The organism is Streptomyces sp. NPDC021096, from assembly GCF_040641275.1.
Lineage (GTDB): Bacteria > Actinomycetota > Actinomycetes > Streptomycetales > Streptomycetaceae > Streptomyces.
The window spans coordinates 16,962-31,481 of the sequence record NZ_JBFADG010000036.1 but is presented as its reverse complement, the minus strand read 5'-3'; the positions used below and the strand labels follow the sequence as shown (position 1 = coordinate 31,481).

The window sequence follows — 14,520 nt, the reverse complement described above, 5'->3', positions numbered from 1 at the left end:
AAGACGTCTGACGTTTGATGTCCATGCCGATCGGGCGGGTACGGTGTCGGCATGACTCTGGAACCGGTGCGCCGTCCCGCGCTGTCCGACGAGGTCATCGACCGGATCCGGGCCCGTATCGCCTCCGGCGAGTGGCCCGTGGGCACCCGCATCCCGCCCGAGCCGGAGCTGATGCGCCAGCTGGGCGTGGCGCGCGGCACGCTGCGCGAGGCGGTGCGCGCGCTCGCCCACACCGGCCTCCTGGAGGTGCGGCGCGGCGACGGCACGTACGTCCACGCGACCAGCGAGCTGTCCGGCGCGGTGAGCCGCCTCTACGGCGGCAGCGGCCTCGGCCAGCTGCTCGAGGTGCGCGAGGCGCTGGACGCGCAGGCCGCGCGCCTGGCCGCGGTGCGGGCCGACGACGCGGCGCTCGACGCGCTCGCGGCGTGCCTGGAGCGGCGGGCGGCGGCCTGGCGGGCCGGGGACTTCGAGGCGTGGGTCGCCGCCGACTGGGACTTCCACGCCGGCGTCGCCGACGCCTCCGGCAACCCCCTGCTGGCCGAGCTCTACCGCGACCTCGCCGGCCCCCTGCGCTCGGCCATGGCCGGCACCTGGTCGACGCCCGGGTTCCAGGGCGCGGACCCGGTGGGCCACGAGACGCTGCTGGCCGCCCTGCGCGAGCGCGACCCGGCGCAGGCCGGCCGGCAGGCTGGGGCCAACGTCGCCGACACGCGGGAGTGGGACGCCCGCGGGCGGGCTTAGGCTCTATGCCCATGGCCGCCCGTACCACCCCGCCCCACCGCCCGATCGGTTCGGCGACGCGCGGCACCACCAACCCCAACCGGCTGCGCCGCATGGACCGCTGGATCGCCGCCGCCCACGCGGGCGCCCTGCGGCGCAGCGCGGACCCGGTCGCCGTGGACCTCGGCTACGGCGCGGCGCCGTGGACGGCCGTCGAGTTGCTGGAGCGGCTGCGGACGGTACGGGCCGACGCGCAGGTCGTGGGCATCGAGATCGACCCGGCGCGGGTCCTGGCTGCCCGACCGTACGAACGCCAGGGCCTGTCCTTCGCGCACGGCGGCTTCGAGGTGCCGCTGCCGGGGGGCCGCCGCCCGCTGCTGATCCGGGCCGCGAACGTCCTGCGGCAGTACGACGAGGGCCAGGTCGAGGAGGTCTGGGACCGGCTGTGCGGCCGGCTCGCCCCGGACGGGCTGCTCGTCGAGGGCACGTGCGACGAGATCGGCCGCCGCCACGTCTGGGTCGCGCTCGGCCCGGAGGGCCCGCGCACGATCACGTTCGCGGCCCGGCTGGGCTCGCTGGGCACGCCGTCCGACCTCGCCGAGCGCCTTCCGAAGGCGCTCATCCACCGGAACGTGCCGGGGGAGCCGGTGCACGCGTTCCTGCGGGACTTCGACCGGGCGTGGGCGGCGTTCGCGCCCTACGGTGCGCTCAGTGCCCGTCAGCGCTGGATCCGCACGGCGGCCGCGCTGCGGGCGGACTGGCCGGTGACGGACGGGCCGGGGCGCTGGCGGCAGGGCGAACTGACGCTGGCCTGGTCGGCCCTGGCCCCGAACGGCTGAGTTTCCCCTACCCGCCCCTTCCCGTAACCGGGGCTCCGCCCCGGACCCCGGTCCTCAAACGCCGGACGGGCTGGATTTCAGAAACGCATCCACCAGCGGCCGGTCCCGGTCATGCGTGAGCCACACCCGCGCCTCCGCAGGCGGCAGCCACAGGATGCGGTCCACCTCACGGCTGGGCTCGAAGGAGCCCCCGAGCGCCTCGGCCACCCAGTAGTGGACCTCCTTGGGGCGCCCCTCCACCACATAGCGGGCGGTCGGCAGCGCCTCACCCAGCACGCAGCGCATCCCCGTCTCCTCCAGCACCTCGCGCACCGCCCCCGCCCTCGCGCTCTCGCCGCGCTTGAGCTTGCCCTTCGGCAGCGACCAGTCGTCGTATTTCGGTCGGTGGACGAGCGCTATCTCGACCCGCCCGCACCTGCGCCACAGCACGCACCCCGCCGCCAGCACGGTCCCCGTCCCGGCGCCGTTCACGGCGTCGCCACCGTCAGCCGCTGCCAGATCCGCCCGAAGGCGTAGCGCGCCGCCTCCACCTCGTGGCGCTGGTCGGCGTGCAGCACCCCGAGCGCGTAGGCCGTGGCCGGGGCGATGCGGGGCGTACGGGCGGCGGCAGCGGCGGCGGCCGCCGCCTCGGCGGCCTCACGGTGCCGGTCCAGGGCCTGGCCCGCGCCCAGCAGCCGCACCGACAGCGAGGGCTCCACCTCGTCCTGGTGCTGCTCGTCGAGCACCTCCTGCGCGTACCGCCGCAGCCGCACCAGCCGGCGCACGTGGTGCCAGGGAGCGTCCTGCCGCCCCTCCGCGGGCGGGGCGTCGGCGGCCGGCGTCGCGGCGAGGCCGCAGGCCAGCGCCTCGGCGTTGTACGGCAGCCCCGCCACCGACAGCGGCAGGGCGTCCACCGCGTCCATCAGCCGCCGGTGCGTCTGCTCCGCCAGGCAGGGCAGCGCCTCCCGGGCCAGCAGGTCGTGCGCGGCGGGGTCCAGCGGCACCTCGGAGGCCAGCACGGCGACCGCGTCCGCCACCGCGTGGAAGCGCGAGGTGCCCAGGGCCTGCAGCGCCGCCGAGTGCGCGCGCGTACGGGCCAGGGTCAGCTGCCGGTCCAGCAGCGCACCGGCCCGCGCCGCACCGACCGTCAGCCCTCCCCCGGCGGCCGCACCCGGCGCGGGCTCCACGCCGTCCGCCCCCGACAGCCGGTGCAGCGCCCCCCGCAACCGCGCCAGGCGGGCGGCGTACGCGTACTCGCGCCCCAGCACATCGGTCAGCCACACCAGTTCGCCGCGCAACGGATCCGTCCACGCGGTATCCGTCAGCGGCCGGTACACGTGCAGCGCCCCGGCGATCCGGCGCGCCGAGCGCCGCAGCAGCCGGACCGCCTCGCCCGCGTCCTCGGCGTCGGAGCCGCTCTCCGCGTGCAGCCGCAGGCTCCGCAGGAACTCCGTGGCATGGGCCTGCAGATAGCCGGCGAGGACGTTCGCCGCCGTCATGGCGCCGCCCTCCGGGGCGTGCGGGCCCGCCACCGCGGGCGCCCCGGACCGTTTCGTCGTCATCGTTTCCTGCCCCCCGGGCGCGGTGACCGTAACCGGAGGGTCATGGGGTCGCTGAGCCACGCCGGCGCCTCCGGGCGTCTATGAGCATCTCCTGCACGTTCCGCAGCGGCTGCCCCTCGGCGTCCGTGGCCTGCCGCGTCCAATTGCCGTCCGGGCCGAGGTGCCAGGACGCGGTGCGGTCGGACACCCCGAGCTCCAGCAGCCTGCTGAGCGAGGCCCGGTGCCCGGGATCGGTGACGCGCACCAGCGCCTCTATTCGCCGGTCGAGGTTGCGGTGCATCATGTCGGCGCTGCCGAGCCACACTTCGGGCTCGCCGCCGTTGCCGAACGCGAAGACCCGCGAGTGCTCCAGGAACCGCCCGAGGACGCTGCGCACGCGGATGTTCTCCGACAGGCCCACCACGCCGGGGCGCAGCGCACAGATGCCGCGCACCCATATGTCCACCGGCACCCCGGCCTGCGCCGCGCGGTACAGGGCGTCGATGACGGCCTCGTCGACCATCGAGTTGACCTTGATGCGGATGGAGGCGGGACGGCCCGCCCGGTGGTGCGCGGCCTCCTTGGCGATGCGCGAGATCAGCCCGTCGCGCAGCGATCTGGGGGCGACCAGCAGCCGCCGGTAGCTCTCGCGCCGCGAGTAGCCGGAGAGCCGGTTGAACAGGTCGGAGAGGTCGGCGCCCACCTGCGGGTCGGCGGTCAGCAGCCCGAAGTCCTCGTACAGGCGCGCCGTCTTGGGGTGGTAGTTGCCGGTGCCCACGTGCGCGTAGCGGCGCAGCGTCTCGCCCTCCTGCCGCACCACCAGCGACAGCTTGCAGTGCGTCTTGAGGCCCACCAGCCCGTAGACGACGTGGCAGCCGGCCTCCTCGAGCTTGCGGGCCCACTTGATGTTGGCCTGTTCGTCGAAGCGCGCCTTGATCTCGACGAGGACGAGCACCTGCTTGCCGGACTCGGCCGCGTCGATGAGCGCGTCCACGATCGGGGAGTCGCCGGAGGTGCGGTACAGCGTCTGCTTGATCGCCAGGACGTCCGGGTCGGCGGCGGCCTGCTCCAGGAAGGCCTGCACGGAGGTGGAGAACGAGTCGTACGGGTGGTGCAGCAGGACGTCCCGCTCCCGCAGCGCCGCGAAGACGTCGGGGGCGGAGGCCGACTCGACCTCGGCGAGATCACGATGGGTCCCCGCCACGAATTTTGGGTACTTCAGCTCCGGCCGGTCCAGCGCCCCGATGGCGAAGAGGGCGGTGAGGTCGAGCGGGCCGGGCAGCGGGTAGACCTCGGCGTCGGAGATCTTCAGCTCGCGCACGAGCAGGTCCAGGACGTACGGGTCGATGGTCTCCTCGACCTCCAGCCGCACCGGCGGGCCGAAGCGGCGCCGCATGAGCTCCTTCTCCAGCGCCTGGAGCAGGTTCTCCGCGTCGTCCTCCTCGACCTCCAGGTCCTCGTTGCGCGTCACCCGGAACATGTGGTGCGCGAGCACCTCCATGCCGGGGAACAGCTCCTCCAGGTGGGCCGCGATGACGTCCTCCAGCGGGACGTAGCGCTGCGGGGACGCCTCCAGGAAGCGCGGCAGCAGCGGCGGCACCTTCACGCGCGCGAAGTGGTCGTGGCCGCTGACGGGGTTGCGCACGACGACGGCGAGGTTGAGGGAGAGCCCGGAGATGTACGGGAAGGGGTGCGCGGGGTCGACGGCCAGCGGCGTCAGCACGGGGAAGATCTGCTGCCGGAAGAGGGTGAAGAGCCGCCCCTGCTCCTTCTCCGTGAGCTCCGGCCAGCGGATCAGGTGGATGCCCTCCTCGGCGAGCTCGGGGGCGACGTCCTGCTGGTAGCAGGCCGCGTGCCGGGCCATGAGCTCGCGGGAGCGGGTCCAGATCAGCTCCAGGACCTCGCGGGGCTGGAGCCCGGAGGCGGAGCGGGTGGCGACGCCGGTGGCGATGCGGCGCTTGAGGCCGGCGACGCGGACCATGAAGAACTCGTCGAGGTTGCTGGCGAAGATCGCCAGGAAGTTCGCTCGTTCGAGCAGGGGCGTGGCCGGGTCCTCGGCCAGCTCCAGCACCCGCTCGTTGAACGCCAGCCAGCTGCGCTCGCGGTCCAGGAAGCGCCCCTCCGGCAGCGCCTCCCCGTCCACGGCGATCTCGCCGTCGTAGGCGCCCAGGCCCTCGGTCAGGTCGGGTACGCCCGCCACGACAGCCGCCTTCGGCCGGTGGGCTGCGATGAACCCCACCGAATCGGAGGTGTCGCGTGCCTGGGCGCTGGCGCCGGACGACTGGCTCATGCCTCCATTGTTCCGCGCCGGGGGCGGTACGGGCGCGTCGGAACGGGACGCGGGGGCGGCGCGTAGCCTTCGATCGGTTGCTCGGGGCGCGGCGGGCTGCATTGGGCAAGGCTCGCAACCGAGGTTGAATCGCGGGTAACGCGCACGTGACGCCCGGGGGTCGCCCCCATCAAGAGCGCCGGGGCCCGCTCACGGGCACTGCCGCCGCACCAGCCGGAAGGCGAGGGCGCCCACCAGTACGGCCAGGGCCACGGCGATACCGGTCTCCAGCCACTGCATCGGCCACAGGTGGGAGGCGGGGTGGTAGTCCAGGTACCAGCCGGTGGCGTCGTGCCGCGCCACGCACTCGTCGGGGCTGACGCCCACCCCGCAGTCCGGCTCGGGGATGCGCCCGCCGCTCCGGCCGATCATGCCGCGCTCGACGATCCAGTCGTCGGCGTCGCCGATCAGCCCCGGCATCTCCCTGGACAGCTCCGTGACCGGGCCGGTCAGCTTCTGCCGCAGGGGTTCCAGCACCACCCCCGCCACCAGGGAGGTGGCCAGCGAGGCCACGACCATGGCCGCCACCGTGCGCCGCAGCAGCAGGCCGGCCACGGCTCCGACGGCCACCCCGAGCAGGCACTGCGCGACGGGAACGGGCCCGATCATCTCGTACGACCGGAACCACCACTGTCCCGGCGCCATCCGCACGGGCAGCTGCCGCCACGTCCAGGTGTAGACGGCCGCCAGCAGCGAGACGCCGGCCAGCACCGCCGCGCCCGGTACGGCGAGCTTCACCGCGAGCCAGCGCCCCGGCGAGACGGACTGCGTCCACGCCAGCTTGTACGTCCCGCTCTCCAGCTCGCGCGCGATCAGGGGCCCCGCGACGAACGCCGCGACGACCATCGGCAGGAACTCGATGACGATGCCGCCGTAGTGCAGCGGATCGGCGAGGTTGTCGCGGAAGAAGTCGAGGGTCTTCTCCGAGGGCCTGCAGTCCGCAGTCAGCGTGCACGCGTCCTTCAGGTCGTGCGCGCGGACGTAGTCGGTCATCTCGGAGCGCAGCACCACCAGCGCCGCGAGGAAGGCGGTCAGCAGCCCCAGCGCGGCCCACGCCGTGACGCGGTGCTGGCGCAGCACCAGCCAGATCATGCCGCGCGGCCTGAAGCCGCGTCGTGCCTCCCGTGCTTCGGTCACCGTCGTGGTCGTCATGCCGCCGCCTTCGGGGAGCCCTCGCGCGGCTCGGCGCTGGGCGCGACGAGCGCGGGGGCGCCGGACGCGCGGAGGTGGGCGAGGACCAGTTCCTCCAGGGACGGCTCGGCGGTCTCCCAGTGGCCCCGTACCGGGCCGTCGGGCCGTATGAGGGCGGTGAGCTGGCGTCCGGTGGTGCGCGCCTCGACGATGGTGTGGGGCGCGAACTCCCGTGGCGTGCCGGCGTCCTCGTACCGGCCCATGACCAGGCGGTGCGCGGAAAGGAGGTCCTCGACCTCGCCCGCGAGGCGCACCCGGCCGTCGGCTATCAGCAGGAGGTAGTCGCAGACGCCGTCGAGCTCGGCCAGGACGTGGGAGGCCATGACGACGGTCGTGGAGTGCTCGGCCGCCTCGGCCATCAGGGCGGCCGCCGTCTCGTGGCGCACGAGGCGGTCGAGGTCGCCCATCGGCTCGTCCAGCAGCAGCAGTTCGGGCCGCTTACCGAAGGCGAGGGCGAGCGCCACGCGGGTGCGCTGACCGCCGGAGAGGGAGCCGACGCGTGCGGACGTCGAAAGGTTTCCGCTGCGTACGAGCCGCTCCGCGGCGGCCTGGTCCCAGCGGCCGGGGTTGAGCTCGCGGCCCATCCGCAGGGTGTCGGCCACGGTGAGGTTCGGGTACAGCGGCCTGTCCTGGGCGAGGTAGGCCACGCGGGGGCGCACGCCCGGGTCGCCCGGCGCGCCGCCGAGGACGCCCAGCCGGCCCCGGGTGGGCCGGCGCAGTCCGGCGGCCAGCGCCAGCAGGGTGGACTTGCCCGCGCCGTTGGGCCCCACGAGCGCGCAGACCCGCCCGGCGGGCAGCCGGAACGAGCAGTCGCGCAGCGCCCAGCCGCGCCGGTGCTTCACCCCCAGGCCGACGGCCTCCAGGGCGGTCCGGTCGGGGAGATAGGTCAGGTCGGTCATGCGGTCCCCTCGCTCGTGCGGTGCCGTTCCCGGGCCGCCGGATCCCCACCGCGGTGGTCATCGCGGTGGTCATCGCGGTCGTCGAAGCGGATCTCGTCGAGGAGGGAGGCGACCAGCGCGGCCACGTCCTCCCGGTCGAGTCCGGCGGCGCGGGCCCGGTCCATCCAGTCGGCCAGTTCGGCGCGCAGCGGCGAATCGGCGGCGGCTCCGGGCCGCGCCAGCGAGCGCCGTACGAACGTCCCCAGTCCGGGGCGCGCCTCGACCAGGCCCGCGCGGTCGAGCTCGCGGTAGGCCTTCAGGACGGTGTTGGGATTGATGGCGGTGGCCGCGACGACCTCTTTGGCCGTGGGCAGCTTGTCGCCGGGCCCGAGCAGACCGAGCCGCAGGGCCTGTTCGACCTGCCGGACGATCTGCAGATAGGTGGCGACACCACTGCGCCGGTCGATGCGGAACTCGACCACGCACCTCACCCTTCCACTAATTGAATAGTGAAAGGGTGATGAGGCGATCTTGACGCTGTCAACCGACGAGGGGCAGGACGAGGAGATCCACTGGGGATCTCCTGGAGATCTACCGAATAGGCGTCAGCTCTCGGTCCGGTACATCAGGTCCGTCTCGTGCGTGGCGAACCCGAGCCGCTCGTACACCGCCACGGCCGGCAGGTTGTCCGCGTCCACGTAGAGCATCGCCGTCGGCAGGGCCTGCGCCGCGAGGTGCCGCAGCCCCACCGCGGTCAGCGCCTTGCCCAGGCCGCCGCCCTGCGCCCCGGGCCGTACGCCCAGCACGTACACCTCGCCGAGGCCCTCGTCGGCGTGGATCTTCGTCCAGTGGAAGCCGATGATCTCCCCTGCCCGCTCGGCCAGGAAGAAGCCCTTCGGGTCGAACCAGGCCTCGGCCTTGCGGTCGTCCAGGTCGCGCTGGGTCAGCGAGCCCTGCTCGGGGTGGTGCGCGAAGGCCGCCGCGTTCACCGCGAGCCAGGCCGCGTCGTCCTCGCCGGAACGGAACGTGCGGACCGTCACGCCCTCGGGCAGTACGGGATCGGGCAGGTCCAGGTCGTGCAGCGTGCGCCGCATCTGCCGCAGTTCGCGGAACAGGCTCAGCCCCAGCACCTGGGCCAGGTGCCGGGCGGCGGGGTGGCCGCCGTGCGCCCACACGCGCAGCCGCTTGCCGGATTCGGTCAACAGGGCGACACCCAGCGCCCGCCCGTGCCCGCGCCCCCGGTGGTCGGGGTGGACCACGAGCTCCCCCGCCGGGGCCTCCACCGGGTCGCTGTCCTCCAGTTGGCCGTAGCCCACCAGCACCTTGTCCGCGTCGCTCAGCAGGACGTGCCGCACGCCCTCGCGCCGCCCCTTGAGCTGCAGACGCCCCTGCTCCGAGACGGCCGGCTGACCGTCCACGGCCGCGGCCTCCCCGATCAGCCGCAGTACGTCGCGCACCTGTTCCGGCGCCAGTTCCTCCAGCACCGCGATCCGCCGCTGTCCGCTCACGTCACTCACCACGTCGCTCATGGTGCGAGCCTACGACCCGGGGGTGGCCTCGTCGGGCTCGGGCGCCTACCGGTCGGCACCCGCCGTTCAGCGTCTGCTGTTCAGGAAGCCGATGGCCGTGGCGCCCCACCAACCCACCTGGGAGACGAGGACGGTGACGGCCGAGCGGACGAGCACGCCCCGGGAAACGGGGCCGGCGCCGGTCAGGCGGGGTTGGAGGGTCCAGGCGTGGATGCCGTTGAGGGCGACCAGGAGGACGAGGCCGAGCTTGACCTGCGTGAGCGGGGAGCCGGGGGCGGGGTGGAGCAGGGCGCCGCTGCCCACGAGCCCGGCCAGGCCCAGCCAGATGGGCAGGTGAACGGCGTCGGCCGTCCGGAGGACCTCCGACAGGGGGCGTTTGCCGAGCAGCCACAGCAGGCCCAGCCAGTCGACGGTCAGCACGGCGCCGAAGCCGACGAGCAGGCAGGCCAGGTGCACGAAGAGCGCGACGTCGTGGAGGAGGGGGTCCGCCCGCAGGTGGACGGCCGTCCAGACGGCCGCCGCCCAGACCGCGCACACGCCCGCCGCCGCGACGGCGACCAGCACGGATCTGCTGACCACGGGGGCAGGGGAGGTGGAGGCGGCGGCCGGGACGGTCACGTGCGGGGGTTCCTTCTGTGCGGCGATACGGGCTGCTGTGCGGGCGGGGCGTGGTCGAGCAAGGCCGGCCCCCCACAGGCCGAACGCCACAGGCAAGGCCCCCGCCCCCAGGGAGGAAGGAAAGCCTTGCCTTAGTAAGTTCGCCCTCAATAGGCCACAGCCGCCACTTTCCCGTCAAGTGGCGTGATCCTTTCGTTGCCGACGACGCGTGCCGTACGGCCGAGCGGTACCAATTCGTCACCTTGACCCACCTGCCGGGCTACGCGCGTCGACCGTATGCTGCGCCCGACCGATAAACCCCCAAGCACCTTCTCAATAAGGGGAACGCATGCCCGCGAAGACGCTGCCTCGACGCAAGCGCCTCGCCCTCACGCGGCTGACCGCCACCGCCGCCGTGCTCGCCGCCACCGCCGGGACCCTGGCCGTCTCCGCGACCCCGGCCGGCGCCCGCGACCAGGGCCGCACCGTGGACGTCCAGCTGCTCTCGTTCAACGACCTGCACGGCAACCTCGAGCCCCCGCAGGGCTCCTCCGGCACCGTGACGGAGACCCAGGCCGACGGCACGAAGAAGGTCATACCGGCCGGCGGCGTGGAGTATCTCGCCAACTCGCTGCGCACGGCCCGCAAGGGCCACGAGTACTCCATCACCGCGGCCGCCGGCGACATGATCGGCGCCAGCCCGCTGATGACCGGCCTCTTCCACGACGAGCCGACCATCGAGGCGCTCAACAAGATCAAGCTGGACGCCACCTCGGTCGGCAACCACGAGTTCGACGAGGGCCGCGCCGAGCTGCTGCGCATGCAGCGCGGCGGCTGCCACCCGAAGGAGGGCTGCTTCGAGAAGGGCAAGACCTTCCAGGGCGCCGACTTCCCCTACCTCGCGGCGAACGTCACCGACGAGAAGACCGGCCGGCCCATCCTCAAGCCGTACACGATCTGGAAGCACAAGGGCGTCAAGATCGGCATCATCGGTCTCACGCTCGAGGGCACCCCGGACGTCGTCACGGCCGAGGGCGTCAAGGGCCTGAAGTTCCGCGACGAGGTCGAGACCATCGACAAGTACGCCAAGGAACTCGACCGCCAGGGCGTGAAGTCGATCGTCACCCTCATCCACGAGGGCGGCATGCCGGCGTCCGGTTCGTACAACTACGACTGCGACACCCCCGGCGCGGGCGCGGGCATCTCCGGCGCGATCGTCGACATCGCCAAGAAGGTCACCCCGAAGGTCGACGCCTTCGTCACCGGCCACACCCACCAGGCCTACGCCTGCACCATCCCCGACCCGTCGGGCACCCCGCGCACGGTGACCTCGGCCGCCTCCTTCGGCCGCCTGTACACCGACACGACGCTGACGTACGACCGCCGCACCAAGGACATCGTCCGTACGACGGTCAAGAGCCCGCGCGCCAAGAACCACGTCGTGGACCGCGAGCAGCCCAAGGCCGCGGACATGACCAAGCTCATCGACCGCTGGAAGACCCTGGCGGCCCCGGTCGCCAACAAGCCGGTCGGCTACATCTCCGCCGACATCAACGGCCGCGGCTCGGAGGCGTACGAGCAGCCGCTCGGCGACGTCATCACGGACGCCCAGCTCGAGGGCACCTCGGCCCCCGACAAGGGCGGCGCCCAGATCGCCTTCATGAACCCCGGCGGCGTCCGCTCGGACCTGGCCTTCAAGGCCTCCGGCGCCGAGGGCGACGGCGTGGTGACCTACGGCGAGGCGTTCACCGTCCAGCCCTTCACCAACATGATGCAGACCAAGGACCTCACCGGCGCCCAGCTCCTGGCGGCCCTGCAGCAGCAGGTCAGCGGCCCGAACGAGGCCCAGCCGAAGATCCTGCAGGTCAGCAAGGGCCTGACCTACACCCTGGACCTGACGAAGAAGGGCGCCGACCGCATCGTCGCGTCCTCGGTCAAGCTCAACGGCACGCCGATCGAGGCGGGCAGGACCTACCGCGTCGCGGCGAACGAGTTCCTCATGGGCGGCGGCGACGGCTTCCCGGCCTTCAAGGACGGCACCAACAAGCGCGTGGGCTCCTCCGACCTGGACGTCTTCGTGGCGTACCTGCAGGCGCACTCGACGAAGGAGGCGCCGCTGGCGCCGCCGAAGGGTGACCGGATCACGATCGTGAAGTAACCGTGTGAGGGGGTGCCCGCGTGCCGCGTCGGCGGCGGGCACCATCCGGATGTCCGGCGGCGAGGCCGCGCCAGGTCTCACGTGGCCTGCGGAGGCGGCCCAGCACCGCCGACAGCGCACGGGGGTCCCCGGCGGGATCGAGCTGATCCCCCAGCGCCCGCCACACGGCCTCGTAGTCCCAGCACGCCTGCCGGACCGCGCCCTGCGCCACCAGGTGGGAGAGGGCGCCGTCCCGCCGGACCGCGGCGAGCCACTGCTCACTGCGGCTGATCGGCGAGAACGCGGTGGGCGAACCGGTCCTCGCGCTCTTCAGGTCCTGGCTCAGGATGGTCAGACGCTGCGCTATCGACGCGCCGAACAATTCGACCCAGCCATCGGACCTTCCGTGCTCGAACCACGCCGCGTCCAGGAGGTCGTCGAGTTCGGGAAGGCCCGCCGGCAGCCCGCGGCGGATCACAAGAGCCGGCTCGGCGACTCCGCGCACGGCCTGCAACAGCCTTTCCCGGTCGCGCCAGTCGCATCCCCGGTTCCTGGCGAACTGATAGACGCGTTCCCACATCTCGACTTCGCTGGCGAACCACCGGGCGAGCTCGGGGAACTCGACGGGAAGCCGTTTCCTGCGGTCGTGCCACGTGTGTTCCATGACTTCTGCCGTCGCCCGGAGGACGGCGTGATGGCAGGCCATGATCTCGGCCGTCAGAGGCCGCTCCGACCTGTGGCGATCGGGAGCGGCATGCGGGTAGGTCTCCCGTTCGAAGCGCACGAAACGAGGCTGCCGACGCAGCGCGACCAGGTCGGGGTCCTCGGTGAGCAGCCATGACCCCGCGAGGTACTGAGAGCTGCTGCGGTCGGTCCGCGTCGCGTCCTCGAGTGCCCGCACCGCGTACCTCGCGAGTTCTCCGCCGTCCTTTCTGTGGAACTGGTGGTTCATGGCCGCCGCGTAGACGCAGGCCGCGTTGTAGCTGTCCTGCCAAGGGCGGCGGGGCAGGACGTTCCATTCCCTCGCCCACCGCGTCAGGAAGTGTCCCAGCGGCCGGTCCAGGACCCGCTGCACCCGCTCGTCGAGCTGTTGCGCGCTCTCGAGCCATACCGGGCTCGCCTGGAGACCGGAGGACCAGTACCGCGGATAGTGTCCGTCCATCGCCCAGGCCAGCCGCAGCGGCGCCCAGACCTGCTGATTGAGCCGGAGCGAGGCCCATGTGAGAGTGCCGCGGTAGCGAGCGACGACAAAGGGGAGAAGGCTGGACCAGGGGGTGTCGCGGACGATCTGATTCATCTCCTCCGCGCAGGCGCGCTGGAAGACGACCCGGATGGTCTCCCTGTCCTGATGCGCGTCGAGGAGCCCGGTGAGCCATCCCCTGATCAGCGGCTCGTCCGCCCCGAACGACAGTCCGCCGGGATGGGTGCTGCCGAGGAAAGCGCGCCAGTAGCGATCGACGAACGCCGGCGTCATCGCCTGACGGATTTCCTCGCGGGCCCGTGCGCGCCGTGGGCAGTAGTCGTCGCCGTAGCGGGTCGTGCACCACTGCTTGGCGGTCTGCTCGGCGATTCCGAGCACGACGGCGTAGCGGAAGCGGACCTCGAGAAGCCCGTTCCGCCACCACCGGTAGCGCCGTCGCCACCTGAGAGGATTCCAACGCCCCATGGTGAGGCGCCGGTCCCGCTCCTCCTCGGTGCAGCCGTCCAGGAGCATCGCGCCGTAATACGTCTCGAGAGCGTCGATGTGCAGCCACAGCTTTTCCTGGATGCCCGCTATCTGCGTGCGCAGGTACAGGTTCGACGGATCGAGCCGCAGCGCCGTGTAATAGCGCTCCAGGGCAGCATCGAACTTCCGCTCCTTGCTGAGGCGCCGCCCCTCCTGGTACGCGGCGAACAATTCGGGCTGCAGACACCGCCCGTGCCACTCCTGCCACGGCGGCCGCTTGCCCGCGCGCGTCACCGGCACCAGCGAGGACATCACCCAGTTCCCGGCCAAGCGCACCACGTCGTCCCAGGTGGCCGCCCAGAGCGTCTCCGTGCGGCTGCCTCTCATGGCATACGAGGTGACGGTGATCGTGACACCGCACCGCGCTTCCTGTGCCTGTTCACGCAGCACGCCACGGACCGTGTAGGCGACCTTGGGCCGAATCCGGCTGAAGAGCCTCAGCAGGCTCGTGCCGAACTTCTTCGGCTCGATGTCGACGTCCCCCAGGAGATCGATGAAATTGTCCGCGGGAGGCTCGGCGGGGAGTGCGGTGGGAGGGTAGAGATTCGTCTCCGACAAGTACTTGCGCAACTGGGCCGTGAGCCCCTCGACTTGGGGCTCGACTTCGGGCCCCGAGGCGACGAGCTTCTGCACATCCACCGGGCCGGGCCGGTAGGCGTTCCGGGCGAGCATCGCCCGGCGCCACATCACGAAGAAGACGATCAGCATCAGCAGACAGCCGATGCGCTGACTCAGCGGAGCCCCGCCCTTCCCCTTCAACAGGGCAGCGACTCCGCCGACTATCTGCATGACCCACTCGGTGATTGCCTGAACCGGCCCCCACCATGCCGGGTCCGCCTGCCACGCATGCGCTTGCGCACCGACGGCGCGGACCCCGAGGACCAGAAGGACGAACGCCAGCACGGCGAGGGCCGCCGTCCGCTTCACGTGCGGCACAGGCAGCAGCGAAGCCTCCGTACTCGACTGTCTCTCCGGCCGTGAGGACATGCCGACCCTCCAACCGCTCGGGCCGTCACTTCCAGTCTTCTACGAATCCCCGGCGCGGCAATTCGAG

The 14,520-nt window shown here is 72.4% G+C and carries 12 protein-coding genes; 3 read left to right on the top strand and 9 right to left on the bottom strand.

Going from position 1 to position 14,520, the window contains the following annotated elements; genetic code table 11:
* Positions 1-51 precede the first annotated feature (51 nt).
* A complete protein-coding gene (locus AB0G59_RS27625) occupies positions 52-741 on the top strand; it encodes an FCD domain-containing protein (protein WP_360916998.1) in 690 nt (229 codons plus the stop codon).
* Positions 742-752: 11 nt separating this feature from the next.
* Positions 753-1,559, top strand: a complete 807-nt coding sequence (locus AB0G59_RS27620) for a class I SAM-dependent methyltransferase (RefSeq protein WP_360916995.1) — start codon at positions 753-755, stop codon at positions 1,557-1,559.
* 54 nt (positions 1,560-1,613) lie between these two features.
* Here the strand turns inward: AB0G59_RS27620 and AB0G59_RS27615 are convergent, their stop codons facing one another.
* The 8 genes from AB0G59_RS27615 to AB0G59_RS27580 form a co-directional block, all read right to left on the bottom strand.
* On the bottom strand, positions 1,614-2,030 hold the full coding sequence (locus AB0G59_RS27615) for an NUDIX hydrolase (protein WP_360916992.1): 417 nt from the start codon (positions 2,028-2,030) through the stop codon (positions 1,614-1,616).
* A complete protein-coding gene (locus AB0G59_RS27610; protein ID WP_360917045.1) occupies positions 2,027-3,037 on the bottom strand; it encodes a CHAD domain-containing protein in 1,011 nt (336 codons plus the stop codon). Before AB0G59_RS27610 ends, AB0G59_RS27615 begins: the two co-directional genes overlap by 4 nt.
* A 103-nt stretch (positions 3,038-3,140) precedes the next feature.
* On the bottom strand, positions 3,141-5,369 hold the full coding sequence (locus tag AB0G59_RS27605; RefSeq protein ID WP_071965900.1) for an RNA degradosome polyphosphate kinase: 2,229 nt from the start codon (positions 5,367-5,369) through the stop codon (positions 3,141-3,143).
* Positions 5,370-5,558: 189 nt separating this feature from the next.
* Positions 5,559-6,560: a translation initiation factor IF-2 gene (locus tag AB0G59_RS27600; protein ID WP_360916988.1), complete on the bottom strand. Its 1,002-nt coding sequence runs from the start codon at positions 6,558-6,560 to the stop codon at positions 5,559-5,561.
* Entirely contained in the window at positions 6,557-7,498 is a 942-nt protein-coding gene (locus AB0G59_RS27595) for an ABC transporter ATP-binding protein (RefSeq protein WP_360916985.1), read from the bottom strand. The genes AB0G59_RS27600 and AB0G59_RS27595 overlap by 4 nt, the downstream gene beginning before the upstream one ends.
* Entirely contained in the window at positions 7,495-7,959 is a 465-nt protein-coding gene (locus tag AB0G59_RS27590) for a GntR family transcriptional regulator (RefSeq protein WP_360916982.1), read from the bottom strand. The genes AB0G59_RS27595 and AB0G59_RS27590 overlap by 4 nt, the downstream gene beginning before the upstream one ends.
* Before the next feature lie 123 nt (positions 7,960-8,082).
* Positions 8,083-9,006, bottom strand: coding sequence for a mycothiol synthase (gene mshD, locus AB0G59_RS27585; protein ID WP_360916979.1), 924 nt, complete (start codon positions 9,004-9,006; stop codon positions 8,083-8,085).
* Between the two features lie 66 nt (positions 9,007-9,072).
* Positions 9,073-9,624, bottom strand: a complete 552-nt coding sequence (locus AB0G59_RS27580) for a hypothetical protein (protein ID WP_360916976.1) — start codon at positions 9,622-9,624, stop codon at positions 9,073-9,075.
* Between the two features lie 328 nt (positions 9,625-9,952).
* Here AB0G59_RS27580 and AB0G59_RS27575 point away from each other — a divergent pair, with 328 nt between their 5' ends.
* Entirely contained in the window at positions 9,953-11,761 is a 1,809-nt protein-coding gene (locus tag AB0G59_RS27575) for a bifunctional metallophosphatase/5'-nucleotidase (RefSeq protein ID WP_360916973.1), read from the top strand.
* On the opposite strand, the gene AB0G59_RS27570 is transcribed toward AB0G59_RS27575, so the two are convergent.
* On the bottom strand, positions 11,745-14,402 hold the full coding sequence (locus AB0G59_RS27570) for a hypothetical protein (protein WP_360916970.1): 2,658 nt from the start codon (positions 14,400-14,402) through the stop codon (positions 11,745-11,747). The genes AB0G59_RS27575 and AB0G59_RS27570 overlap by 17 nt on opposite strands.
* Positions 14,403-14,520: the final 118 nt, after the last annotated feature.